The sequence below is a fragment of the Metasolibacillus sp. genome (genome assembly GCF_025291715.1).
GTDB classification, from domain to species: domain Bacteria; phylum Bacillota; class Bacilli; order Bacillales_A; family Planococcaceae; genus Metasolibacillus; species Metasolibacillus louembei.
In genome coordinates this window covers 30,980-56,212 of the sequence record NZ_JAMBIZ010000009.1, presented here as the reverse complement: position 1 = coordinate 56,212, position 25,233 = coordinate 30,980, and the positions used below count along the sequence as shown (strand labels likewise).

The 25,233-nt window shown below is 36.9% G+C and carries 25 protein-coding genes and 1 pseudogene; 7 read left to right on the top strand and 19 right to left on the bottom strand.

The genetic code is table 11. The features are described 5' to 3' along the window. Nucleotides 1–196: 196 nt before the first annotated feature. From M3Z76_RS08155 to M3Z76_RS08085, 15 genes are all read right to left on the bottom strand, one after another. Nucleotides 197–1,084 carry a transcriptional regulator CcpC gene (locus tag M3Z76_RS08155; protein ID WP_293922340.1) on the bottom strand — a complete coding sequence of 296 codons (888 nt, stop codon included), beginning with the start codon at nt 1,082–1,084 and terminating at the stop codon, nt 197–199. A gap of 68 nt (nt 1,085–1,152) precedes the next feature. Further along, nucleotides 1,153–1,596 (bottom strand): cyclic-di-AMP-binding protein CbpB, encoded by a 444-nt coding sequence (cbpB, locus tag M3Z76_RS08150; protein ID WP_293922338.1) that lies wholly within the window; start codon nt 1,594–1,596, stop codon nt 1,153–1,155. Between the two features lie 159 nt (nt 1,597–1,755). After that, entirely contained in the window at nt 1,756–1,995 is a 240-nt protein-coding gene (locus M3Z76_RS08145) for a short-chain dehydrogenase (protein WP_319836985.1), read from the bottom strand. A 58-nt stretch (nt 1,996–2,053) separates the two neighbouring features. After that, a complete protein-coding gene (gene fadH / locus M3Z76_RS08140; protein ID WP_293922334.1) occupies nt 2,054–2,821 on the bottom strand; it encodes a 2,4-dienoyl-CoA reductase in 768 nt (255 codons plus the stop codon). Nucleotides 2,822–2,991: 170 nt separating this feature from the next. Further along, entirely contained in the window at nt 2,992–4,635 is a 1,644-nt protein-coding gene (locus M3Z76_RS08135; protein WP_293922332.1) for a putative bifunctional diguanylate cyclase/phosphodiesterase, read from the bottom strand. A 42-nt stretch (nt 4,636–4,677) separates the two neighbouring features. Beyond that, a complete protein-coding gene (locus M3Z76_RS08130; RefSeq protein WP_293922330.1) occupies nt 4,678–6,849 on the bottom strand; it encodes an RNA degradosome polyphosphate kinase in 2,172 nt (723 codons plus the stop codon). Continuing rightward, a complete protein-coding gene (locus tag M3Z76_RS08125; protein ID WP_293922328.1) occupies nt 6,849–8,393 on the bottom strand; it encodes a Ppx/GppA phosphatase family protein in 1,545 nt (514 codons plus the stop codon). The genes M3Z76_RS08130 and M3Z76_RS08125 overlap by 1 nt, the downstream gene beginning before the upstream one ends. A gap of 168 nt (nt 8,394–8,561) precedes the next feature. After that, entirely contained in the window at nt 8,562–9,464 is a 903-nt protein-coding gene (locus M3Z76_RS08120) for a chemotaxis protein (RefSeq protein ID WP_293922326.1), read from the bottom strand. Nucleotides 9,465–9,665: 201 nt separating this feature from the next. Continuing rightward, nucleotides 9,666–11,051 carry a GntP family permease gene (locus tag M3Z76_RS08115; RefSeq protein ID WP_293922324.1) on the bottom strand — a complete coding sequence of 462 codons (1,386 nt, stop codon included), beginning with the start codon at nt 11,049–11,051 and terminating at the stop codon, nt 9,666–9,668. A 77-nt stretch (nt 11,052–11,128) separates the two neighbouring features. After that, entirely contained in the window at nt 11,129–12,142 is a 1,014-nt protein-coding gene (gene pdxA, locus M3Z76_RS08110; RefSeq protein ID WP_293922322.1) for a 4-hydroxythreonine-4-phosphate dehydrogenase PdxA, read from the bottom strand. Between the two features lie 3 nt (nt 12,143–12,145). Continuing rightward, complete coding sequence (locus M3Z76_RS08105) at nt 12,146–13,462, bottom strand: four-carbon acid sugar kinase family protein (protein WP_293922321.1); 1,317 nt, start codon at nt 13,460–13,462, stop codon at nt 12,146–12,148. Continuing rightward, nucleotides 13,459–14,232, bottom strand: coding sequence for a DeoR/GlpR family DNA-binding transcription regulator (locus M3Z76_RS08100; protein ID WP_293922319.1), 774 nt, complete (start codon nt 14,230–14,232; stop codon nt 13,459–13,461). Before M3Z76_RS08100 ends, M3Z76_RS08105 begins: the two co-directional genes overlap by 4 nt. Nucleotides 14,233–14,392: 160 nt before the next feature. Then, complete coding sequence (locus M3Z76_RS08095) at nt 14,393–15,256, bottom strand: NAD(P)-dependent oxidoreductase (RefSeq protein ID WP_293922317.1); 864 nt, start codon at nt 15,254–15,256, stop codon at nt 14,393–14,395. Between the two features lie 203 nt (nt 15,257–15,459). Next, complete coding sequence (locus tag M3Z76_RS08090) at nt 15,460–15,639, bottom strand: aspartyl-phosphate phosphatase Spo0E family protein (RefSeq protein ID WP_293922315.1); 180 nt, start codon at nt 15,637–15,639, stop codon at nt 15,460–15,462. A 36-nt stretch (nt 15,640–15,675) separates the two neighbouring features. Beyond that, nucleotides 15,676–15,864, bottom strand: a complete 189-nt coding sequence (locus M3Z76_RS08085) for a hypothetical protein (protein WP_293922313.1) — start codon at nt 15,862–15,864, stop codon at nt 15,676–15,678. Between the two features lie 280 nt (nt 15,865–16,144). Here M3Z76_RS08085 and M3Z76_RS08080 point away from each other — a divergent pair, with 280 nt between their 5' ends. From M3Z76_RS08080 to M3Z76_RS08070, 3 genes are all read left to right on the top strand, one after another. Then, nucleotides 16,145–16,321 carry a YkvS family protein gene (locus M3Z76_RS08080; protein WP_293922311.1) on the top strand — a complete coding sequence of 59 codons (177 nt, stop codon included), beginning with the start codon at nt 16,145–16,147 and terminating at the stop codon, nt 16,319–16,321. Nucleotides 16,322–16,549: 228 nt separating this feature from the next. Next, the gene (locus M3Z76_RS08075) at nt 16,550–17,161 is read left to right on the top strand and encodes a CPBP family intramembrane glutamic endopeptidase (protein WP_293922309.1); all 612 of its coding nucleotides are present in this window, start codon (nt 16,550–16,552) and stop codon (nt 17,159–17,161) included. A 64-nt stretch (nt 17,162–17,225) separates the two neighbouring features. After that, nucleotides 17,226–17,912: a hypothetical protein gene (locus M3Z76_RS08070; protein ID WP_293922306.1), complete on the top strand. Its 687-nt coding sequence runs from the start codon at nt 17,226–17,228 to the stop codon at nt 17,910–17,912. 201 nt (nt 17,913–18,113) lie between these two features. Here M3Z76_RS08070 and M3Z76_RS08065 read toward each other — a convergent pair whose 3' ends face one another. Both M3Z76_RS08065 and M3Z76_RS08060 read right to left on the bottom strand, forming a co-directional pair. After that, a complete protein-coding gene (locus M3Z76_RS08065) occupies nt 18,114–18,560 on the bottom strand; it encodes a MarR family winged helix-turn-helix transcriptional regulator (protein WP_293922303.1) in 447 nt (148 codons plus the stop codon). Nucleotides 18,561–18,858: 298 nt separating this feature from the next. Beyond that, nucleotides 18,859–20,262, bottom strand: a complete 1,404-nt coding sequence (locus M3Z76_RS08060) for an ATP-binding protein (RefSeq protein ID WP_293922300.1) — start codon at nt 20,260–20,262, stop codon at nt 18,859–18,861. 519 nt (nt 20,263–20,781) lie between these two features. On the opposite strand from M3Z76_RS08060, the gene M3Z76_RS08055 reads away from it, so the two are divergent. From M3Z76_RS08055 to M3Z76_RS08045, 4 genes and pseudogenes are all read left to right on the top strand, one after another. After that, the gene (locus M3Z76_RS08055) at nt 20,782–22,530 is read left to right on the top strand and encodes a B12-binding domain-containing radical SAM protein (RefSeq protein WP_293922298.1); all 1,749 of its coding nucleotides are present in this window, start codon (nt 20,782–20,784) and stop codon (nt 22,528–22,530) included. Between the two features lie 110 nt (nt 22,531–22,640). Then, nucleotides 22,641–22,784 (top strand): annotated as a pseudogene (locus M3Z76_RS19825) (hypothetical protein); the annotation flags it as partial. Nucleotides 22,785–22,795: 11 nt separating this feature from the next. Then, nucleotides 22,796–23,002: a hypothetical protein gene (locus M3Z76_RS08050; protein WP_293922296.1), complete on the top strand. Its 207-nt coding sequence runs from the start codon at nt 22,796–22,798 to the stop codon at nt 23,000–23,002. A gap of 108 nt (nt 23,003–23,110) precedes the next feature. Then, complete coding sequence (locus M3Z76_RS08045; RefSeq protein WP_293922293.1) at nt 23,111–23,236, top strand: hypothetical protein; 126 nt, start codon at nt 23,111–23,113, stop codon at nt 23,234–23,236. Nucleotides 23,237–23,560: 324 nt separating this feature from the next. Here M3Z76_RS08045 and M3Z76_RS08040 read toward each other — a convergent pair whose 3' ends face one another. Next, entirely contained in the window at nt 23,561–24,823 is a 1,263-nt protein-coding gene (locus M3Z76_RS08040; RefSeq protein WP_293922291.1) for a Y-family DNA polymerase, read from the bottom strand. Next, entirely contained in the window at nt 24,820–25,041 is a 222-nt protein-coding gene (locus M3Z76_RS08035) for a transcriptional regulator (RefSeq protein ID WP_293922290.1), read from the bottom strand. The genes M3Z76_RS08040 and M3Z76_RS08035 overlap by 4 nt, the downstream gene beginning before the upstream one ends. Between the last annotated feature and the right edge of the window lie 192 nt (nt 25,042–25,233).

Below are 25,233 nucleotides of genomic sequence, written 5' to 3'. Positions count from 1 at the left end.
ATACGTTTTTTATTGCCGTTTGTTCCCATAATTATGAAATTTTCAGAAATTCTTAAGAAATGCTTCATATTATCTCCAAAAAAACAGAATATTAAGGTATTTATTTATTAGACGTAATATAAGGCACTTTGTTACATAAAGCACTTTCCGTTTTATGCTAAAAGGCTACCGAGAAAGTAGCACTTTTCGATAGCCTTTATCTATATTCATATAAACATCTCGCGCGATCTTGAACTAATTCTACGAAGGCGGCTACTTGACGTAGCTCAAAGGAAGATTCATAGCCAATTAACCATGTATCACGTGTTAAGCCTAAGTCATTTTCTGTGTTCGTTAGCGGGATTTTATTCATATGTTCCGCACCGTTCAATGTAATGGATGGTAAAATCGCATAGCCAATGCCATTCATCACCATTTGCTTACATGTTTCAATTTGGTCTACGACGATTTGATGGCGAGGATTGGAATGAAAATGACGCTGCCACCATTGCTGAATTTCTTGATAATAATTCGAGTCGCTTTTAAATTGAATAAACGGACGATCAGTCGTTTCGATTTCCTGTAAATTTGTAATTTCAGTATCGACAAAATACATCATATCACGGAATAAATGCAGCTTTTTGCCTTTCCAATCTACTTGTCCACGTACAATGCCAACATGGGCCTCTCCCTCATAAAGTGCCTTGACAATTTCAGAGCTCCAGCCTGTCATTAATGAGATTTTCGCATCTGGATATTGCGTCACAAAATCCTTTAGCACTTTCGGCAACCAATTTTGCCCTACAATGGAGGCGCAGGCGATTTTCAATGTACCATGTACCTTTGAGTTCAATGCTTGAATCGTTTCGAAAACTTCTTCACGTTTCGCTATCGAATCAATCGCATATTGAATGACAAGCTCGCCAGCAGGGGTTGGTGCTAAGCCTTTAGGGGAGCGCAAAAACAACTGTATTCCCCAATCTTTTTCGATTGATTGCAGTCGTTGAGATAATGCAGGCTGCGTTAGAAACAAACGCTCTGCGGCCTTGCGCATGTTGCGCTCTTCTGCCAGTATTTTAATAATTTCAGCCTCTGTCGCTGTCATTCACTTCACTCCATTCATCAAAAAGCTGCCAGAAAGTTTCACACTTCCTAACAGCCTCTCGTGTTTGTCTATAGTTCATTTGAATAAATATGTTTTTTCAGCTGCTTTAAAATAACTCGACGTGTCATAATCCCTGCAAACGTACCATCCTCCTCAATAACACAAAGAAATGCATGATTGATGACTAAATCTAACGCCCTACGGAAAGTGTCCGTTATTTTTAAATAGGCAATTTCCTGATCCATTACATCCTCTACCTTAATTGAAGCAAGCCGATCATATTCAATTCGCTCTAATCCTAAAATCTCCTCTGTAATCATCTTTGTACTCAACATGCCTTGTAGACGATACTTTACATCTAATACTGGTACGGACGAATAACCTGTTTTCGTCAAAACTAGCAAGCCATGTTCTGCGCTATTACCACTTTGGACATGTGCAACCTTCTCTGCTGGAATAACTAGCTCAGCTATTGGCATGTCAAGTATAGCTTTGTTGTTTATTGAAATCATGACATCATAACTCCTTTTTGCGTTCTTTCTCCAGAATCGCACCCTTACTACTATCATATCATACTTTATTTCATTATGACTATGCGAAGGGCGGAGAAGTTCCCATGAAAAAACTGTCTGAACGTGGAACATTGCATCCACATTCAGACAGCCCTTTTTCTAATAGCTTGTCGTTGCCCAGTAATAAAAAATAATAATTCCTAAAAACAGGTTCATAATAAAGTACATGACGATAATTGGATTTAACAAAAACGGATGGTCTTTAATTGCTTCATGAATTGGCGTATCTTCCGTAGTTGCTTGTTGCTCCGTTTCTTTTGCTACACGCATCGTCACATAATAGCTCCATGCAAGTAATAAAACGCCTGTAATAATAGCTGGATAAAGCCATATACCCAACAAAAACACTCCTTTCGTTTTTTGTTAGTATGCGCTACTCCAGCTAAAATCTATTCAGCTAAAATGGAAATTGATTTAACCATGCACCGCCATCTAGTGTTACACATTCACCGTTCATATACCCAGCTTTATCCGATAAAATAAACGTTGCTAAATTGGCAATTTCTTCTGGTGTGCCAAGACGTTTTAACGGAACGGATTCAATTGTACGACGTGCTTGCTCCTCTGATTCCCATAGCTTATCTGCTCCGCCTGTTCGCTCAATCGGTCCAGGTGCAATGGCATTGACACGAATTCCGTACTGTCCACCCCATTCAACGGCTAATGAGCGTGTTAACGATAAGACGCCTGCTTTTGCTGCTGCTGAATGAACAACACCTGCACCTGCTCCCCAAGCATATGTCGCAACCATATTTAAAATGGAGCCTTTTATATTATTTTCAATCCAGTAGCGCCCTAGCTCTGACGAACAATAAAACGTACCGTTTAAGACGATATCGATAACCGCTTTCCAGCCGTTTGGTGATAATTGCTCTGCTCGAACTAAAAAATTACCTGCTGCATTGTTAACAAGTCCATCCACTTGTCCAAATTTCTCAACAGCAAAAGCGAGCATTGCTTTTACATGCTCAGGCTCACGCACATCCATTTGAAATGTTTCGATCGCCTTACCATATACGGTAATTTCCTCCTTTGCTTTTGCTAATCGCTCCACATCACGCCCTGTGATTACAACATTTGCTCCTTCTTGTACAAATTGCTTCGCCATTGCAAGCCCCATCCCGCTAGAGCCACCAGTAATGATTATTGTTTTTTGCTGCAACATACAAAATCCCCCTTATAATGAATAGTGATTCATTTTCAAAGCATAGTGAAACCTTTATCATCTATACTTACTTATTATATTACTATGAACCAAAATAAAAATACACAATAAAGAAGGTATACATAGGGATTAAGGCTGAGCGAAAAGAAAAATCTTTTCACACAGCCCTTTTAATGAAAGTATTGCTCCACAATTTGCTTTGCAGGTAGCGGGCGATTATATAAATAGCCCTGTACCTTTTGACAGTTATTTTCCCTTAAAAATTGCTCTTGTCCACTTTCCTCAACACCTTCTGCAATCACTTCTAATCCTAGGTTTTGAGCAAGCAAGATAATCGTTTCAACAATCGCTTTGTTTTTCTGATCCTTTTCGATATCTACAATAAAGGATTGATCAATTTTAATAATATCAATCGGATATTCCTTTAAATAGCTAAGCGATGAATAGCCTGTACCAAAATCATCTACTGATACATAAACACCAATTTCCTTTAGGCGCTTTAAAATAGATGTCGTTTCATGCAAATCTGTCATAGAGCTCTCTGTAATTTCTAGCTCCAAATATTTTGGCTCAATAGCATATTCTTTCAATAAAGCTGAAATACGTTTTACAAAGCTCTTTTGCTTAAACTGCTTTGGTGATATATTGACTGCTACCCGTACAGGCTTGAATCCACATTCTCGCCACTCTTTTTGATATTGACAAACACGCTCTAGCACCCATTCACCGATGCTAATAATTAAGCCTGAGGATTCGGCAATCGGAATAAACTGTGCTGGTGACACCATGCCAAATTTGCGATTTTCCCAGCGTATTAATGCCTCAAAGCTGTCTATTTTATTTGTTTCTAAATTAACCTGGGGCTGAAAATAAATCATTAACTCATTTAACTCAATCGCTCTGTGTAAATGTGCCTCCATTAAGGCTTCATTCGGGAAATAATGATTAAGCTCCTCACGATAATAGCAATAATGTCCTCTGCCATTGTTTTTCATATAAAATAACGCTTGATCTGCTTGATGGAGCAAGGTATCTAAATCTCTATCCACAGTTTTTGCTATAGCAATTCCGATGGAAGCCGTCACAAAATATTCTTGTTCATCGACGATAAATGGTTCTTGCAAGCTTTGCAAAATGTTATAGGCAATCGTTTCTACTTCATTCAGTTCTTCATAATTGAAAATAATGACGAACTCATCTCCATTATGTCGAAATACTTCACAATATTCGCTGCGCAAGCTTTTAAATCTTTCACTTACTTCAAATAATAGTTGATCAGAACGTTGCTTTCCTAAGGATTCGTTAAATTTTTTAAAGCGGTCTAAATCCACGAGTAATAATGCAACATTGGATGTTTTTTTGAAACGTTCCTCATCTGTCCATTGCTTATTTAATGCTCTACGATTATAAAGCTCTGTTAATTCATCATAGTAGGCTGAGCCAATCATATGCAAGCCTTGCTCGTCCATCATTGGTGATGCAATTAAAGAACGTATAGTGACAACTACATATTCCTCACCTTGCTCCACAATTGTTTGTAAAACGACAGCTATATCCACATCGTCCAATTTCATTCTTTTAATTTCTTGATCATTTTGTGAAATGAATTGCTGCATTTCAAACCAATTAATTTGATGAAAAAACTGTTCTGCACCCATTTCTTCTTCGAATAAGCAATTAAATAAACGCAGTGCCTTACAATTTGCATGTTGAACAATATATTTTTGTTCAACATGCTTTAAAACAACAACTGCATCAAATGGATTTAGCTGAATAACTTTTTCGAATAAATTGTTTACATTATGTTGTATCATGTTGTTATCGAATCCTCCAGACAACTATTATTGCGCGATTGCCTATTCGTCAAGTTTCACTGTACCAATCGCCTCTTTTAAAAACGATTCCTGACTGTTAATACGTTCTACGCTCGTATGTCCCTCTTTATAATGATATTTCCCATTCGCATCTTGAATACGTGCCTTTTGATTATCGCTTAATTGTAAATCCATAATATCCATAATACGCTGTTTAATATCAAGCGAATAGATTGGGAATAAAATCTCTACACGATTAACCATATTGCGGGTCATCATGTCTGCCGATGATAAAAATAGCTTATTTGCTCCATTATGATAGAACCAGAAAATACGTGAATGCTCTAAAAAGCGTCCCACAATGCTCGTTACACAAATATTTTCACTCACACCTTTAATACCTGGTCGCAAGCAGCAAATACCTCGAATAATTAACTCTATTTTGACACCTGCTATTGAAGCTTCGTATAGCTTTAACATTAAATCTTTGTCTGTTAATGAGTTCATTTTTGCTTTTATAAAGCCATTCCCATGCTCTTTATGACAACGAATTTCTTCATCAATTAATTGAATAAATTCATCGCGAATATCGTATGGCGATACGACTAGATGATTGAATTTTGGTTTCTCTGTATAACCGCTCAAATAATTGAAGAAGTTTGTTGCATCTATGCCAAAATCTTTATTCGATGTAATAATGGCCATATCGGTATATATTTTAGCTGTCGCATCATTATAGTTTCCCGTTCCTAAATGCACAAAGCGCTCAATTTTTCCAGCTCTTCTTCGAACAACTAGCGTAATTTTAGAATGTGTCTTCAAATTGTTCATTCCATAAATCACTAAGCAGCCTGCTTGTTCAAGAAGCTTTGCCCAATGTACATTGTTTTCCTCATCAAAACGCGCCTTTAATTCCACTAAAACAGTCACCTGCTTGCCGTTTTCCGCCGCCTGCTTCAACGCTTGAATAATTGGCGAATTTCCACTTACCCGGTATAGCGTTTGCTTAATTGCTAGGACAGATGGGTCATTGGCTGCTTCCATAATAAAGTCCACAATCGGCACGAATGATTCGTATGGATGATGGAAAAATAAATCTTGCACTAATGCTTTTTCGAATAAATTTTCATCCGAGCTTAAATCTTGTGGCGGCTGTGGGATAAAGCTCTCATACATTAGATGTTCAAGCCCTGGAGAAATTGCCTTCACAAAGGGGAACATAAATGTTAAATCAAGCGGTCCATCAATTTTAAATACATCAGACTCTTCAATTTCGAATTCCTCTAATAAATATTCAAGCACATCGTCGTTCATTTCTCCATCGCGTACTTCAAGACGGCTACCAACGCCCCATTTGCGCTTTTTCAGCTCTTTTTCAATTTCTACTAATAAGTCCTGTGCACCTTCCTCATGAATTGTTAAATCTGCATTGCGCGTTAGGCGAAAAGCTTGTGAAGATTTCACTTTATAGCCGAAAAATAGCTTATCAATATGACTTGTAATGACATCTTCTAACAACACATAAACGGTTTCATCATTATGACTAGGTACTTTAATAACGCGCTCTAACACTGATGGTACTTGTACTATCGCTACTTTATCTACATTTTCAAGCTCTACATCTGTATTGCTCTCTAGCATCACAAGCAAGTTTTGCGTCCCACCTAATAAAGTTGGGAATGGGCGATACGCATCTACAGCGATAGGTGTCAAAACAGGGAAAATCGTTTCTTCAAATAATTCATTAATATATTTCTTTTGCTCTGCTGTTAGTAGCTTTAAATCACGAATAAAGACATTTTCTTGTGATAGTAGGTCATCAATCAAGTGGCGGTATATTTCCATTTGTCGACGCACCAATGCTTGTGTGCGCTCAGCAATTTTAGTTAGCTGCTCCTTAGGTGTTAAGCCCGATTTATTTTCTGCTTTATGGAAGCCTGCTCTTACTTGATCCTGTAATCCCGCTACACGCACCATAAAAAACTCATCTAAATTCGAGCTGAAAATAGCCAAAAATTTTAAGCGCTCTAATAATGGGTTATTCGTATCTTCTGCCTCTTCTAATACACGCTCATTAAAAGCTAGCCAGCTTAACTCTCTGTTATTATAATATTGAGGCTTGCTAATTTCCTCAAGCAAAGTTTCTTTCGATAATGTAGTATTGACATTTTCAAGATTATTATTCATTTCATTTGCGCTAATATTTGTTGACATTATTCATCCCGTCCTTCTACTTCAAATTTAATTATTAAATTACGTTTAAATAGGCGCTCAAGATGCTTTTTTTGTCTGTTTGCTTGATATTCCTCCGCAACAGCATTTCGCTCTGTTGTGACAATCGCTACAATTTCCTCTCCCATTCTTTCCAATGTTATTTTGCGCACGATATTTCTTTTTGAAATGTTTAATCCGTAAATGAATTTCAGTAATGCGCCAAAATCTCGTAAAGCCTTTTGCTCTTCCTTGGAAAACCATGTTGTAAATGGCTGTATAAAGCGTTCAAAATACTCCTTATTTTTATAGGAGGCTAAAAGCGCTATTTTAATACGTTCGATTTGTGTAATTCCTGGAATCGATTGATTTGAAATTAAGTAAAATGTATGCTGACTTGCTGAATCTAGCTCAATATACTCCCCAATCGCATAAAGCTTCGCTGCTCGTGTAACAAGCTCTAAATGCTCCTCATTGTAATGAAATAATTCTAACAGGCATGCTTCTCGATATAATTGTTCTGCTAAGCTGCTGAGTGTCAAGGCCTCCTCTTCAGAGCGCCCATATTCAAAGGCGATACGTCGTGCGTTAATATTAAATACATTATATTTATCAAATGCAGTTGAATTGCTTCCCGCAATTCGATTAATAATTAAGCCTTCACGCAGTCCTTTTTTACTTAGCTGAAAATGCTTTGAGCTCACTACATCCATTAATGCCGCAAATGCTTCAAGCGCTAAGACAATAATATCTGCACGGTCGGCTGATAAACCGTTTAATTGTTTCAACTGTTCAAAGCTCATGCCGCCAAGCTCTAGCTTTAATGTGTCAATATTCTGTTTAGTTAGCTCGTAATGGTGTACGTCTGAGATTGGATAGCCAATTTGTTGCTGATGCACCTGCCCAATATTACGTGCACTTCCCCCAATACCAATAACAGGTAGATTCGTATCAACTATCCATGGTAGCGACATAAATTGCGCACGCAAAAAGCTGCGTAATTGTTGTTTTTCTTCTTCCGTAATCGTTGTATTATTGACATAGTTTTGCTTAAGAGATACCGTTCCAAATGGAAAACTATGCGTTTTTAGTAGCTTTTTATTTTTAAATAACGTAATTTCTGTTGAACCGCCACCGATATCAATTGTAATAGCTGATGGCGTAACCATTGAATTTACTACAGCTACAAAGCCAAAGTATGCTTCCTCTTCCTCTGTTAAAATATCAAGGGTCATCCCAAGCTCTCGCTGCATACGTTCAACAATTTCAGCATTATTTGTTGCTTGGCGAACAGCTGCTGTTGCAGCAATTTTAATATCTGTCACCTCATAGTCCTCTAATATTTGCTTAAATGACGCTAATAAATCTTGCAATAGTTGAATGCCCTCTTCAGACATCTCACCATTTGGTAAAAGATATGTACGTAGACGCGCCACCTTTTTCATATTCCCAAACTCTCGCAAGCCTTCATTTTTGCTGTAGCGATACATAACGAGACGGACAGTATTTGAGCCGATATCAATAATCGCTGTTTTCATATCTTTCATACTTTTTGCTCCTTTTCGTTCTCTTTATTCAGCCTAGCTAACGTATTTACTACTTATCCGTCACTTGCCTTTTACGTCTCGACATCATTACTAATCCAACTCAAAAAGTCGGAATACCTATTCGTAAGCATCCGACTTTTCATTTACATATGATTGGATAGGTGCTTACTACAAAATAAATTGATCTACGCGTAAAATAAGCTCTGCGATTTCTGGTTTTGAAATTTGATCCTCCGCACCAACTTGATCTCCTTTATGTCGCAAATCATCTGTAATTAAGCTTGAGAATATGATAACAGGTAATATTTTCAAATCAGGATTTGTTTTAATTCGCTTTGTTAAATGGTGACCATCCATTTGTGGCATTTCAATATCTGTAATAACAAGTTGAACATGCTCTTCGATGTTTCCACCAGCTTTCGCTAATGCTTCTAAATAGTTCAAAGCATCTTGACCATTTTCAAAGAAATCAATATTATCATAGCCCGCTTCATGCATCGTATCATGTAACAGCTTGCGCAATAATGGCGAGTCCTCAGCAATGATAATTTTTTTCTCAGAGCGCTCACGCTTCCCTAATTTTTTGACAGATTCTACACTAATACCTGAATCTGGGTTAATATCAACCATAATTTTTTCAAAATCAAGCAAAAGTATCATTTCTTCGTTATGTTTAATTACACCGATAACCTGTGATACGCCACCTTGATACATATCAGAAGGCTTTTCAATTTGATTCCATGAAATACGATGAATTTGTGTAACGTTGTCCACATGGAATACAACACGCTGTTTATTAAATTCTGCAACGATATACTTTTGCTGTGGACCATGCTGTAAATGATTAAGTCCTAATACTTTCAACATATCAACAACGGGCAAAACCTCTCCACGTAGCTGAATGATTCCTTCTACATGTGGATGCACATGCGGGATAAATGTCACAGGAATTGGCTGAATAATTTCTTTGACTTTAATTACGTTAATACCAAATTTATTATTAGCCACTTCAAATTCTACGATTTCTAATTCATTAGTACCACTTTCTAGTAAAATACCTTTATGATCCAAGGTTACTCGCCCCTCTCTTAAAGCCCCATTTTTATATACCAATTGTATCACAGCGCAACTATTTGGCATATCACCGTTTTAAAATTTTTACAATTGTCATACTTCTATCCACTAGATAAAATAAAGCCCGAACACTCGTAGCGAGATTTTATAAAAATCCGCTACAGGTTCGAGCTTTCAAAGCTTAGTTAAATTGTCTCTTTACATAAATACATTGGCTACTAATAGAGCGATTAACCCTGTAAACCACATTAACGTCGTTGGCACTGACCATACTAAAATTTGCTCCTTAACATTCGTAATGCCTGACATACGGTTTACTACCCAGAATAAGCTATCATTAAAGTATGAGAAGACAAGTGCTCCCATCGCAGCTGCTTGTGCAGCTAACGCCATATTGACATCCATTTGCGATAAAATTGGTGCTGAAATGGATGCAGCCGTAATCATCGCTACTGTACCACTACCTTGAACAAGTCGTACTAATGTCGCTACAAAGAAAGGAATTAAAATAGCGGGTAATGGCAATTCAGCAACCATTTTGGCAATATAATCACCAGCGCCATTTTCGCGTAAGACGAAGCCTAATGCGCCACCAGCACCTGTTACAAGAAGAATAATCCCTGCTGACTGAATGCCTTCCTCCATGCGCTCAAGTGTTTCGCCACGTGGCATTTTTCTTGCCAACCCGTAAATGGCAAACAATAAACCGATTGCTACCGCAATAATTGGTTTTCCTAAGAAAATTAAAATTCCATAAAAACCTTCCTGTAAATCTAAAGCAACTAAAGTCGTATTTAAGAAAATTAAAATAATTGGCACTAAAATTGGCAGTAAAGATAACATTAAAGAAGGTAATGCTCTGTCATTTTCTCGCTTATCCATCGCATCGCTTAAATCTGAATAACCTACTTTTTCTGTTGGACGAACAAAGCCAGTTTCTGAGTTTTCATCAGGCAATTGATAAATTTTATTGCCTAACCATTTCGCATATAAAATACCGACAATCATTAATGGAATACCGAATAATAAACCGAGACCAATCATAATCCCCATGTCAACGCCAAAAATACCTGCTACGCCTAAAGGACCTGGAGTTGGTGGTACAAGGGAATGCGTAATAACAAGCCCTGATGCTAATGCGACACCAATTGCTACAACGGATTTACCTGTTTTTTTCGATAATGATTTCACTAATGGATTTAAAATAACAAACGCAGAATCAACAAATATCGGAATTGATACGATAAAGCCTGCAATCCCCATTGCCCATTCTTCTTTTCTTTTCCCAACAAAGCGAATTAATGCATAGGCTAAGGTTTCTGCGGCACCTGATACTTCTAGTATTCTTCCCATCATAACGCCTAACCCAATAATAATACCGACAGAAGCTAATGTACTACCAAAGCCTGCTGAAATTGTATCGGCTACAGCGGCTGGCGCCATTCCTCCCACAATACCAGCTATTGATGCAGCAATAAGCAATGCTAAAAATGCGTGAACTTTTGTTTTCAAAACTAATAAAATTAAAACGATAACTCCTAGTATAAGCCCAGCCATTAATTGCGTACCTGATACTGTATCCATCTCTTTTCCCCCTTGAATGTAAGTGTTTTCATTTTAATGGTAAAACGGACTGTCGGGAGAAGTTCCCGACAGTAATTTTATAAGCTATTTTTTGTGAAATTCGGTGCATATTGTGCCGCAACTTTAATACATTCTTCCATGCTAACACTTTCTGCAATGTTTTTCCCTGCGATATCAAATGCTGTCCCGTGGTCAACAGATGTACGTAGGAATGGTAAACCATTTGTAATCGAAATAGTACGGTGGAAATCCGTCATTTTCGCTGCGATATGTCCTTGGTCATGATAAAGCGATAATACCGCATCGTATTTGCCATTTAGCGCTTGGAAGAAGACAGAGTCTGCTGGTACAGGACCTACTGCATCAATTCCTTCTGCTACAGCTAATTCAATACCTGGTTTAATTTCTTTTACTTCTTCCCAGCCGAATAAGCCGTTTTCACCACTATGTGGGTTTAAGCCTGCTACCGCAAAATGACGACGTTCTACCCCAAGTCGTTGTAGCGCTTTATCACAGCGTACTAAATAATCACGCACACGCTCTTTTGTCATCGCATCAATTGCATCCTTCAATGATAAGTGGCGCGTTAAGAAGAAAATGCGCATACCTCTTACTTCAAACATTGTTAAGGGGTCTTCTGAACCTGCTAAATCTTCCAGCATTTCTGTATGCCCAATATAAGGCACTTTTGCAGCCTTTAAAGATTCTTTATTAATCGGTGTTGTCGCAATTGCTTGTACGTCACCTGCCATTGCAAGCTCCACTGATTTTTTAATATATTCAAATGCACCTTGCCCACATTGTGCAGACACTTCACCATACTGTAATTCATCGATATTGATATTGTTTAAATTAATAACGTCCACTGTACCTAACTCATATTTACCTTCAGCAGGTGTCGTTACTTCATTAATAGTTAAATTTGCACCTACGATTTCAATCGCTTTTTTTAGCACAGCTGCATCACCGATTACTAATGGTTTACATACATCATAAATTTCAGCCTTTGCTAAAGATTTCATCGTAATTTCTGGTCCAATCCCTGCTGGATCTCCCATCGGAATGCCAATAATTGCTCTTTCTTGTGTCATAATTTATTCCTCCTCAATCTTGTTTTGATGTCCATTTGCTGCCATCATCATTAAATGGCGAACACTTGTATAAATCGCTTTTTTATCACCAGCCATACCACCCTTTGTCACGAGTGGAATGCCATCAAAGTAACCACCAATAAATTCTCCGTATGCAACGAGCGGTTGAATTTCATCATGTAGTTTAATTCCTTCTACATGACCTAACGAACAAATAGATGCCGTAACATCGCCACCGCTTGAGAAGCAGCCTCCAATTTCAAATTCGCTTTGTTCAATAACAAGTCTTGTAATTTTTCCAAGCCCATCTGCAATGCGCTTAGCTAAAAACTCCTGCTTCATATTTTGCTGCTCAGCGATTTCCTTTAAATCAAGAGGCTCAGAGCCAGGGATATATGTTGTAATAATCAATATTTCTTGCTGCTTCATTTCCTCTAATACTGCTTCAACAACTCGTTGTACTTCCTGCTCCCACATGTCTGTACTTGCTGTTAACTTAGCTGTTTCAACGTAAATTGGATGTGCATTCGTCTTTTCCATTAAATAATGTAGCTGATTGGCACTATTTGCCGTTACGCTACCGACCGTTACAAGTATTTTTTTATTGGACAATGCCTGGCTAAAATATGCTCTTGAAAAAGCGGCTGTTAGTGGCCCTGGATCACATGGAATCATTTTCTGTTCCTTCAATGCTGCCATTGCATTGGCAATTACTTCAATATCTTCGTTTGTTACAGCATCTACAACGACAATGCGAGTACCTGTCTGTATTTGTTGCTTGAAAGCTCCTACAACCTCTTGCTCGCCTGCTAGTACAACTTCCAAGCCGATATGTGCAACATGATATTCGCTTTGTCCTTGTACAATCGCTGGGATATAGGATTTTGTTAATGGAGCGACAGGGTCCTTTGCTACATCTGTCGATTGTAAAGGTACACCATTCACTAATAAATACCCACCTGAAACGACGCGATCTGAATCGGGAAATGATGGTACAACAACGGCTATTGCGGTTTCGCCCAGTTTATTTAATATTGTATCGATTTCGATGCCAATATTGCCACGCACTGTACTATCAATTCGTTTACAAACAACTTCCACTCCCCAAGCAGATAAATTATCTAGCACTTTAGCAACTCTCATTTGCGCAACATCGCTTTTCGCATAGCGACTATCTGTATCTACACATACCGAGGCTTGTGCAGCAGTTGGAGCTTGATTGTAATGCACCATTGTCGATGTTTGAAATCCCGATTTTGTCAATCTAACACCTGTTGCATTTGCACCCGTTAAATCATCTGCAATTACACCTATTTTCAAAGCTCATCGCCTCCCTCCGCAATAATGACACGACATGTTTCTCTTAATTTTTCAATATAGTGTGTAGGCACACCATCATCCGTAATAATGCCATCTATTTGAGATAAATTGCATACTTTAGCAAGCGATTTTTGATCAAATTTGCTTGAATCTGCTACGAGCAATGTGGTTTCTGCACACTCAATCATCAATTGCTTCATGGAAGCCTTTTCAAATGTTGGCGCTGTGCTTCCTGCCTCCATGTGTACGGCATGAGAGCCAAGGAAAAATTGATCGACATGAATATTTTTTAATACTTGCTCTGTCAATGGTCCAAAAATTGCTCCTGTATTATTTTGTAATTCACCACCAGTGACAATCACTTTAATATCTGAATCCATTAATTCAACAGCAATGCGAATATCATTTGTTAAAACAGTTAAATGCCGCTTGTCCTTTAATCGTTTAGCAATTTCTAAATTTGTTGTGCCTGAATCAAGTAAAATCGTCGAATGATCTTTTATATATTGCACAGCGGTTTGGGCAATTTTCCTTTTTTGATAGCTGTGCTTCGTTTCCTTAATTTGAAACGAAACTTCATTTACAAGCGGCTGATTTAATACCGCCCCACCATGTGTACGGATAATTTTTTCTTCCGCCTCTAAAATATTTAAATCTCTGCGAATCGTCATCGCTGAAACATTTAACGTTTCTACTAACTGCTCAATTTCTATTTTTTCATTTATCGTAAGCTGTTCTAAAATAAGCTCTCTTCGATCTTTTGGTTGCATAAAAGCACTCCTTCCGATAATTTCGAACAACTAATAATCATATTATGTTCGTTTTTAACATAAAAAGCAATCATTTTTTGTTCGTTTCAAACAAAAAATTCAATTATTAAAGAAAAAAGTGTAGGAGAAGTAGATGATTCCTACTTTCCTACACTGCCCTTTAACGCTCGTAATATTTAATTAAGGCTTGTGTGCCTTTTTCTCCATAGCCTTCTGTTAATAAAATATCATACATGCTTTTTGCTAGCTTTAAACCTGGCAATTGTAAATTCATTTGCTGCGCCTCATCTAAAGCAATTTTCATATCTTTAATAAAATGCTTAATATAAAACCCTGGCTCTAAATCTTGCTTTAATATACGCGGCGCTAAATTCGACAAGGACCATGAACCTGCTGCGCCCGATGAAATAGATATCAATACATCCTCCATCGTTAGCCCTGCCTTTAAGCCGTAAATGATAGCCTCACATGTACCAATCATCCCACCTGCAATCGCAATTTGATTACACATTTTTGTATGCTGCCCTGCACCTGCCTGTCCTTGGTACACGATATTCGCTCCAAATAGCTCAAAAATTGGTCGAACGGATGCTACAATTGCCTCATCCCCACCAATCATAATCGATAACGTGCCATTTTGTGCCCCAATATCGCCACCTGATACTGGCGCATCAATGCTATGTACCCCTTTTTCCAAAGCTAATGTATAAAGCTTTTTTGCTAATGATGGTTCAGAAGTTGTCATATCGACTATAGTTGCGCCACTTTTGGCTGTGGATAAGATTCCATTTGCCCCACAATATACTTGTTCCACATCTTGTGGGTAGCCAACCATCGTAAAAATAAGCTCTTTATTTCTTGTTGCCTCTGCTGGAGAGTCGGCCCACTTTGCACCAAGCTCTAGTAAAGGTAATGCTTTTGCTTTTGTTCTTGAATAAATTGTTACATCATGCTCCGCCTTTAATAAATGCTTTACAATACTTGCACCCATAACGCCTGTTCCAATAAATGCAATTGTCGTCATCGTCCATTCCTCCTCATTTTGTATAAAAGTTTTAAGCTACTTTATTGTAAGTAAAAAATAAGAATTATTATAGTAGCTAAACAAAAAAAGAGTAGAAGCTTTAGTTTGCTTCTACTCCAAAAGGGGGAAATGAGAATGTTGCTGTGTTCATTCATATTATTCCCACGATTTTATGAGCTTAAACATATTTTTTAAATATTTTTTTAATTCATAAATTGATCATTTATTTTATTCTGTTGCTTTTGTTCCTCATATTTGTTCATCAATCGATCTAGTTGTTTACTCAAGCGAATTGTCTTGGCATTTCGCAGTCCGTTTTCGATTCCTGAACGAATCATTAATTCTCTCGTACGTTCAAGCTGCTTCAAAATACCATCGTCCACTTTTGTCCCCCCTCGTCATCGATACAAATAATTTACTTATGTTCGAGCAATATCTAAATAGGTAAATACAATATTTCCACCTTGCTTTGCTTCTCCTCGGAAATGCTTAAAGTCAGGCTCATTTACTAAAATTTGACGAAATGCTAAAAATTCATCTTTTTCAATTTCTATTGATTGTACTTCTCTATTTCGCAAATCCTCTATCTTTTTTCTATATAATTCCATAAAAAAATCATATCTCCTTCTAAACACATACTTCTTTATTTAAAATGAATTACCTAAAATTTCATCATTCAAGTTTACTTCATCATTTTATTTTGAATTCAAAATGACTTTTTTGTTATTATACAATATTTGTCTTCAAAATACATCACTAATTAAACATTTTAGTAAAATAATCCAAAACCATATCCGTATAATTGATTTATACCCTATTAATATGTTATTCTTACAACAGTTATGGTAATGACATTAATTATGAAGTCATTAAAGGAGTTGACTGCCTGTGAAAATTGCCGAAGTTGGAAATATTATCGAGTTTAAAGACGGCTTACAAGGTGTTGTTGAAAAGGTAAATGAGAATTCGGTTATCGTTGACTTAACCATTATGGAGAATTTCACTGACCTAGAAATAGAAGAAAAAACAGTCGTTAACCATAAACGTTATAAAATTTTATCTTGATTTAGCTGCAATAACAATGCATAATTTTTACCACAATTTTAAAAATTGTGCTATTTTAAATGTCATACGATTTGCTATAAGCTAGCTTTTCAAGCATTACTAACACTATAATATGGCATTACTTACAATTATTATACAATATAATTTAGAAAAATGTCCTTTCATTATAAAATTGATGATGAAAGGGCATTTTTTTGTTAGTATTACGTTAGGGGGTTGATACATTTTATGAAATTCGTTAAACAAGCTCCAATACTGTTGCTTTCTTTAATTTTCATGTATGCAATGCTATTTTATACATTTTCTGAAAAAGCGATTTTCTGGTACTTATACACATTTACTCTGCTAGTAGGCATTGCGATTTCACTCGTTACAGAAAAATTCGAAGATAGCTTACCGACATGGCAATATTTAATATTCGGTATTGGTTATGGAACCATCACATATGGAATTGTAAAAGTAGGCTATTTAATCCTTCCGTTTATAAGCTCAAATGCACCACAACAAATTGCGAACTTTTTAGCAAAATATGGACCATCTACAGTTTGGCATTATTTACTGCTTATTTTTATTATCGTCGTAGGAGAAGAAATGTTTTGGCGTGGCTTCGTTCAACAGCAATTAAAACGCTTCGTTAAAAGCAGCTATGCAGTCCTTATTACAGCACTTTTATTCTCCATTTCAGTTGCGATTAGCGGCTTTATACCAGGCGTAATAGCTGCCTTTGTTTCAGGTCTTTTATGGGGTGCTTTATATGAATGGAAAAAAAGCTTACCATTAATTATTGTCTCCCATGTAGTGTTTGTTTTATTATTATTTTTAGTTTTACCACTCACATAACTACTTTTTTGCAGGAAACTTATTTAAATTAGGTACGTCCTTATATTATAAGGAGGAATGTTAAATGAAAAAATATTTATTAATTCTCTCTATTTTAACTGCTCTATTATTAGCAGCATGTGGTACAGAATCACAAACTGAAGAACCATCTCCAACCGATGATTCCAATGGAGCTCCAGTAGAAAATCCTAGCGAGCAAGAGGAAATAGACGGAGATGATGCAGTAGAAGAAGAGGAAACAGAAGAAAATACAGAAGACCCAGCAACAGAGGAAAATCCAACAAACGATGTACAATCTATTACGTATAAATCAAATAATCAAGAAATAAAAGGTTCTACAACAAACACACAAAGCCCACAGCAAGATTATCATATCGATTTAATGGACGGGTTTACCATTACTGCTGAAGAGCCTGGTCGTGATGTTGTGATGGCTGACGTTGACCCTGATGTATCTATGCGTATTGAAGCATTTCCAAAAGCTGATATCGTATTTGAAGAGCTGTTAACAAATACAAGTGATATGGTTGAGGCCTCTCTCGCTGGAGAAGACTATAATGAATATGATTTATCATCTATTCAATTAGACGAGCAAATTACGAATATGCATACATTTTTTGTAGAATATGAAGGCGAAACGGTATTAACACTTTTATATGAAAGACCAGATAAATTTATTCGCTTAACTATTTTTGATAATGATGCTGATTTAAAAGATGCCCTTGTAAAAATGGGCCTAACAATTAAATAAGGAAAAGGGGCTGTCCAGAAAGTGAACTTTCTGAACAGCTCCGCTTTTTTACATAGTCAATTTTTGTTTAAAATTGTGCTCCTGCGGTGGTCACAATAGAGCTTTTCTGCGACGAGTATTGTCACATCCTCGTCGTAAAGGGGGCGTCCCAAAATGACTTTCGGATGCCCCCTTCTTTGTGCCTTAAACATACATATTCTCTTAATAGGATAGATCTTTCACAGATAAACCTAGCTTTTTTAACAGCTCAATTGCTTGTTCCTTTTCCTCAGAAGATAATGCACTAAGTAACTCATGTAAATGCTTTTCATGCTGTGGAAATATTTCTGCCATAAATTGTGCGCCTGCCTCAGTAATATCCGCATATGTCACACGGCGGTCTTCTGGACAAGATACACGCATTATGTAACCTCTTTTTTCAAGCTTATCAACTACATAGGTAATTGAGCCGCTTGCCAATAATATTTTATTGCCGATATGCTGTAAAGGCTGTCTTCCTTTGTGATAGAGAAGCTCTAATACTGCAAATTCAGTTGGATTTAATCCATTTTTTTGAAAAAACTGATTTGTTGTTTCATTAATTGCTTTATATGCACGTGACAGTACGATAAATAGCTTTAATGATTGTTTAATTTCTTCTGAAGCCATACAATCCATCCTTATCTAAAATCGATTACGCCTTGACTAATGTTCTACATTTTGGAGTTTATCCGTTAAAATGTGCGACATTACTAGATGCTTTAGTTTGATTTAGCGAATTACTCATCGCCTCGCCAAAACACAAATTCCGCTAAATCAAGATAACTTATATACAAAGCATTATAGCCATTCCTTAAAGTACTTGTCCAATATTTAAATTTCTTTTTCTATTTAAAAGGCTGCAATAGTGTTGTCTGAAAAGTACTATCTTGTCAGACAACTCTATCACAGCCTTGTTTTAGCAAAATCAAGTTAGACTCACCGATTCCTGCAACGGCATATTCATTACATACTTATATGAATCAACAGGGATTGTAAATGTAAACGCCGTGCCAATTCCTTCCTTACTCCAAACACGTATATTGCCATTATGCTCTTCAATTACTTTTTTAACAAGAGGTAAACCAAGACCAGAACCTTGCTTTTTCGTTGTAAAGAAAGGTGTAAATAATCCGTTCATCGCTTCCTCATTCATACCTTGTCCCTCATCTTTTACAATTAGCTCAATGTCGCCATCCATATTATAGCCTATTGTAATTGTAATCGTTCCACCTAACGGCATCACTTCAATGGCATTTTTTATAACGTTGATCAATAGTTGCTTCAATCGTACCTCATTGCCAATCATTTTATATTCATCTACAAGCGAATGTTCAAGCATTAACAAAATATTACTTTGAATTGCTTGTGGCTGCATAAGGTCAACAATTTGTTGAACAATTTTAACTAAAGAAATTTCCTCCATTACATATCTTGGTGGCTTTGATAAATATAAAAAATCCTCTAAAATAAGCTCTAATCGCTCAAATTCAGCATCAATAATAGAAAAATACTTCTCACCATCATCGCTCGTATTCAATCTTAATAAATCTAAAAATCCTTTTAGTGAAGTCATTGGATTTCTTATTTCATGTACAATTGACGCCACAAGCTCATTTAAATTAGACAGCACTTTTTCTTCTTTCTCATCCGCCATCTTTCTTTCTTCAGTTACATCTTTAATAATCGTCACAATGAAAAGATCCATGCTTCCCGCAACCGCTGTCATCTCATAAATTATTGTTTCACTATCGACTTCCTGCTCAAAATCTATTGCACCGACTGAGCACTCGTCCATTTTTTGAATATACGCTAAAAATTCCTCTTGTGAAAAACCTACATCATACAATAGTTGCTCATATGTTTTAGCTATTATTTGTTCATTGCTATATCCGAAAATATTTAAAGCACCTTGTGATGCATCTATAATATCTCCATGCTCGTCCGATAAAATCGCTCCTGAGTATGCGTAATCTATAATAGAGCATAAAATCTTTTTATTAACTACCTCTTCAATATTTAGCCAAATAATAAAGGATTGCTCCTGTTTACAATAACAGCCAAATATAGTTGTAGAAATTAAATTATTTTTTACAATAATGTTTACATTACAAAATGCTATTCCTAAATTCTTCATTTGTTCTACAAATGCATCCCATATTTTAATGGACATGTCATCAAGTAGCAGCTGCTCCACTACATAATTCTGACCTAATAACTGCGTTGCTTCTTGATTCATTTTTTGAATTTGACCTGATTCGTGCATGACAATAATTGACTCTTTACACCCGTCAAAGAGTCTATCAAGCTTGGAAATATCAATATAACTCAAGTAAAACGAACCTCCTGTTGTAAAGTAATCGCGCTATCAATTAGTATGCTATTTATATCCTATTAACTATATTACATTTTTATTACCTAATATTCTATATTTTCCGAAAAAATATTTAGTAATCAAGATATTTTATTTCAAAATGCGAATAAATGTTTCATTTTTTTGAAATTTTATTGTAGAAAAAATGGATTTATCATCGAAAGATATACTTGACAAAATAAAGACAATTCTTTTGAAGAGATGAGCTTGCTTGTCTTTTTATAGAAAACTAAAAATATCGTTGATATCTATTTGTTACGATGGATTTGCTTTCTAATTAGTTGGTGCCAAATGGTGTTTCTAGCCTCCTCCAAAAATAGACAGCCACATCACACGCTATTTATCTTGTCATCCCTAGCTTATGACGCTGAACGAAAAATAATGTATTTTGTTATTAAACGTTAGTCGCAATTTTTAGTAAGTTGTCGCATTTACGCTACACTGCTACAATGATAACTAGAAAAAAGGAGAGAGTTTATGAAAATTGTATTAGCTACATTAAACGCCAAATATATTCATACAAATTTAGCCATCCGCTATTTAAAAGCAAGTGCCTATCCTGAATTCATCCCAGAGCTTGCTGAATATACAATTAAAGACCCAGCCTTCAACATCGTGTCAGATTTATTCCAAAAGCAGCCCGATGTTGTCGGCTTTAGCTGTTATATTTGGAATATCGAAGAAACTTTGCATGTGATTAAAATGTTAAAAACAGTTTTACCTAACACTAAAGTTATTTTAGGTGGCCCTGAAGTGTCCTATGATGTGCACCATTGGCTAAAAAATCATGCGGAAATTGATTTTATCGTCATGGGTGAAGGTGAAACCTCCTTTAAGGAGCTGCTGCACTATTTAGATGGCGATGTATCGTTAGAGGATGTGCGTGGTATTTGCTATTTAGAAGATGGCAAAGTGAGAATCCATGCACAGCCACCGAAAATTGATTTGCGTGAGCTTGCTACACCGTTTCGCTTTGAGGAGGATTTGCCACATCTCGGCAAGCGCATCCAATATATCGAAACGAGCCGTGGCTGCCCTTTCCAATGTCAATTTTGCCTATCAAGTATCGAGGTAGGCGTGCGCTATTTTAATCGTGAAAAAATTAAAGAGGACATTCGCTTTTTAATGGATAATGGAGCAAGAACGATTAAATTCGTTGACCGTACTTTCAATATTAGCCGTAGCTATGCGATGGAAATGTTCCAATTTTTAATTGATGAGCATAAGCCAGGTGTTGTGTTCCAATTTGAAATTACAGCAGATATTATGCGTCCTGAAGTTATCCAATTTTTAAATGACAATGCCCCGAAAGGCTTGTTCCGCTTTGAAATCGGCGTGCAATCGACAAATGATTTAACAAATGAGCTTGTGAAACGCCGTCAAAACTTCGAGAAATTAAAACGCACTGTGACAATGGTTAAAGAAGGTGGTAAAATCGACCAGCATTTAGATTTAATCGCTGGCTTACCAGAGGAGGACTACGCTTCCTTCCGTGACACATTTAACGATGTCTTTGCAATGCGCCCAGAGGAATTACAGCTAGGCTTCTTAAAGCTACTGCGCGGGACAGGCCTACGTCTAGAAGCTAAAAAATATGGCTACACATATGTCGATATTGCACCATACGAAATCTTCTCAAATAATGTGCTAACCTTTGATGATATCGTTCGCATTAAGCATGCAGAGGATGTACTTGAAAAGTATTGGAATGCCCATCGCATGGATTACACAATTGAATATTTAGTAACAGAGGTATTCGAAACACCATTCGACTTTTTCCAAAGCTTCGGCACTTACTGGGAAATGCGTGGTTGGTCACGTATCGGACATCAGCTAGAAGATTTATTCCAGCGTTTACTTGAATTTTTACAAACAGTGCCAAACGTCGATTTAGCGATTGTACAAAATATTATGCAGCTTGATTATTTACAGGAACAGCAATTCCAGCCACGTAAAATTTGGTGGAAAGAGCGTACAGATAAAGAGCAGCAAAAAAATATTTATACACTATTGCGCCAAAACCCTACAATTGCTGGTGAGGAATTTGCAGCAATGGGCATAACAGAGCGTGATTTATTCAAACACTCGCTCATTATCCCAACAGCGATTTCTTATCAAGATTTCCTCAATGGGCAAATTAAAAAACATAAAGGTTATTTATTTACTTATTTCCGCCAAGGACAGCAGCCTTACTTTGCGGATATTCAGGAAAATTTAAAACAGTAATATGTTTCGTCCAGCCAACTAAAAAGGCGTGTCTGAAATATTTTTCGGACACGCTCTTTATTTTGTAACGAATTGCTACGCCATGGTACTAATTAGTTGAACGAAAGTTAGAAAACTATTTGCAAGCGCATTATCCAGAGGAAAATTATTCACTACAGACGAGAGGCTATAACTTTAAAGATGCCTCTTACGTATTTGATTTTATTTATCAGAGTGATATAGCTCAAAATCGTGGGCATATACGGTGTCTGTAGGCACAGGGCTCATGCCAAAGAATATTGTCGATTTCACATTACACTATGATTCGACAGACGAGGACATATCTCAACAATGGAGCGATGAAGGCTCAAAATATGTACAGGATTTATTACAGGAGCTACCAATCCAAGTTTCTACTACATATAGCATTCAAGTGCCTGTGGATTGGATCAAATCACAACCTTATGAAAGCCAAATATTTCCCTTCCAGTGAAGCCTTCTATTTACATTGAAACGAGCTTTTATAATAGCGAAACAAAGGAAGATTTTCTCCAGCTAGCAAACGAAGTACAACAGCGTTTAAATAACAGTGATATGCTTTATGACGGATGAGGAATTTGATAACTCTGATGGCTCAAAGAAAGGCTACGCATCAACTTATTATGAACGTCGTTATCGCGTTTTATTTAAAGCAGCTGACAAAATTACAGGGCAAATGCTGTATTAAAAAGCTTACGACATTCCATCAGTCATTTTTTTGATTCTATCAGCAACTTTCTTTGTTCTATCAGCAACTTCACATAAAAGGCTAGCCAGAAAATTCGGCTAGCTTTTTGTGATTTACCCAATAATTACCCGTTTTAATGGCGGCTATTTTTATGTTTTTTTATTTGTTTTTCTTCTATTAATATATGATTACTTTAATAGGTGTTGTTTTTTAATATGTTTTAATGTGTTTAGTTCAGGGGTCATATTGGGGGACAAAAAAACACAAAAGTTATCAAGCGTAAAAACCTCAAGTGAATTTACTTGAGGTTTTAATATATCTTCATTAAGCTAAGTGTCCTCCGATTTTATTATTCCTTTGGATTGCTGTACCACTCGGCGTATATGATGCAGCACGTAAAATGGATGATGGACCAAAGCGCTCACGGATTTCATCTATTGTATGAGCTAGCACTTGACGCTGCGCTTTTCGCTCGTCGAATAAATCGAGCTGTATACTATGCGTTTTTTCCAAGTTTGAAATTCGCACAGCCAGCTGTCTAGCTGGTTCGCCCGCAAAATGCTCATCCAACAGCTCCACGCATGCGTTGTACATATCTATTGTCTCACACGTTGGCTCTTTTAACGTCTTTGACCTGTAAAATCCCTTTTCTTGCGCTCTCCTACTATAAGACACACCTAAGCTTATCGTACGCCCGACGAATCCAGCACGCCTCATCCGCATCATTACATCCTCGCACATCTCTAACAGTACAATAGAGATTTCTTTCCTTGTTGGATAATCTCTCATCAACATTTGACCTTGCCCAAAACTTTTTGTCTTTGCAACATCAATATTTGGCTCACCAAACGTTGATAAATCGACGCCCCAAGCGTGGTGGTACAACTGATTTCCCATGATGCCAAAACGCTTTTCTAACTCTTTTAAATCTGCCCTTGCCAAGTCCCCAACGCTGTAAATGCCCATATTATTCAGCGATGCCTCAGTTTGCCTGCCGATGCCCCACATCTCGGAGAGAGGTCTAATCGGCCACAGTTTTCTAGGTATGTCCTCAAATGCCCATTTAGCAAAACCTGCTCGTTTTGCATCTAAATCAAGTGCCAGTTTTGCCATTAACATATTAGGACCCATACCAACAGCCGAAGGTATGCGAAACTGATCATAAATTGCTAGTTGAATCGCTTTAGCAGTTTCTTCTGGAGGACCCCACAACTTTTGTGTACCTGTCAAATCAACGAAGCTTTCGTCAACACTGTACACATGAATCGCTTCCCGTGGCACAAATTGCATGATTAGTTTTGTTATCTCGACTGATATTTTTAAAAAGAAATTCATACGTGGCTCATATAAGCGAATATCAGGATGTTTCGGTATCTCATAGCGTCTATTGCCTGTTTTTATTTTAAAGCGTTGTTTCATCGCTGGCGAAGCTGCTAACACTACAGCCCCTGGTTGCGTAAGACTACCAACCACAGCAATTGCGTCATTAATTGGGTCTAGTCCCTCTTGCATCGCGATACAACTACTGTAAAAAGACTTCATATCAATACAAAAAATATCACGATTTGGCATTTGGTCGTAGTTCATATGACTTCACGCTCTCTTCTACTAACAGGCATAATCGCAAGTGTATTATCTACTATAAAAGTACGTTTAGCGCATTTATTGAAACAATAAACCTGCATTGTATCGCCAGCTATTTTAATGATTTTCACACGTCTCTTTGAGATTTTACCATCCTTCGCCATATATATAATATCCAAAAGCCATTGACGTTGCATTGCTTTTATAAGTTGATTTCGCACTTTGCCCACCCCTTACAGAACGTTTGTTTGTAATTATTATAGAACAAACATTCGTTTTCGAATACAGGTAATTTATGTATTCACAAGTGGCTTTTATTTTGAAAAATAAATAAAAAACCGTATATATATTTCATTTGCATTATATTGCAAATGTGTTATAATTAAATTAACAAAAGGAAACGGGGAGGAATT

Bases quoted from the DNA above. Each gene is read 5' to 3' on its own strand.
- M3Z76_RS08065 (WP_293922303.1), bottom strand. From the start codon at position 18,560: ATGGCTTCAGAAGAAATTAAACAATCATTAAAGCTATTTATCGTACTG.
- pdxA (WP_293922322.1), bottom strand. From the start codon at position 12,142: ATGACACAAGAAAGAGCAATTATTGGCATTCCGATGGGAGATCCAGCA.
- M3Z76_RS08075 (WP_293922309.1), top strand. From the start codon at position 16,550: ATGAAATTCGTTAAACAAGCTCCAATACTGTTGCTTTCTTTAATTTTC.
- M3Z76_RS08125 (WP_293922328.1), bottom strand. From the start codon at position 8,393: ATGAAAGATATGAAAACAGCGATTATTGATATCGGCTCAAATACTGTC.
- M3Z76_RS08085 (WP_293922313.1), bottom strand. From the start codon at position 15,864: ATGGAATTATATAGAAAAAAGATAGAGGATTTGCGAAATAGAGAAGTA.
- M3Z76_RS08095 (WP_293922317.1), bottom strand. From the start codon at position 15,256: ATGACGACAATTGCATTTATTGGAACAGGCGTTATGGGTGCAAGTATT.
- cbpB (WP_293922338.1), bottom strand. From the start codon at position 1,596: ATGATTTCAATAAACAACAAAGCTATACTTGACATGCCAATAGCTGAG.
- M3Z76_RS08135 (WP_293922332.1), bottom strand. From the start codon at position 4,635: ATGATACAACATAATGTAAACAATTTATTCGAAAAAGTTATTCAGCTA.
- fadH (WP_293922334.1), bottom strand. From the start codon at position 2,821: ATGTTGCAGCAAAAAACAATAATCATTACTGGTGGCTCTAGCGGGATG.
- M3Z76_RS08055 (WP_293922298.1), top strand. From the start codon at position 20,782: ATGAAAATTGTATTAGCTACATTAAACGCCAAATATATTCATACAAAT.
- M3Z76_RS08115 (WP_293922324.1), bottom strand. From the start codon at position 11,051: ATGGATACAGTATCAGGTACGCAATTAATGGCTGGGCTTATACTAGGA.
- M3Z76_RS08040 (WP_293922291.1), bottom strand. From the start codon at position 24,823: ATGAACTACGACCAAATGCCAAATCGTGATATTTTTTGTATTGATATG.
- M3Z76_RS08155 (WP_293922340.1), bottom strand. From the start codon at position 1,084: ATGACAGCGACAGAGGCTGAAATTATTAAAATACTGGCAGAAGAGCGC.
- M3Z76_RS08045 (WP_293922293.1), top strand. From the start codon at position 23,111: ATGACGGATGAGGAATTTGATAACTCTGATGGCTCAAAGAAAGGCTAC.
- M3Z76_RS08130 (WP_293922330.1), bottom strand. From the start codon at position 6,849: ATGTCAACAAATATTAGCGCAAATGAAATGAATAATAATCTTGAAAAT.
- M3Z76_RS08070 (WP_293922306.1), top strand. From the start codon at position 17,226: ATGAAAAAATATTTATTAATTCTCTCTATTTTAACTGCTCTATTATTA.
- M3Z76_RS08050 (WP_293922296.1), top strand. From the start codon at position 22,796: ATGCCAAAGAATATTGTCGATTTCACATTACACTATGATTCGACAGAC.
- M3Z76_RS08100 (WP_293922319.1), bottom strand. From the start codon at position 14,232: ATGCAACCAAAAGATCGAAGAGAGCTTATTTTAGAACAGCTTACGATA.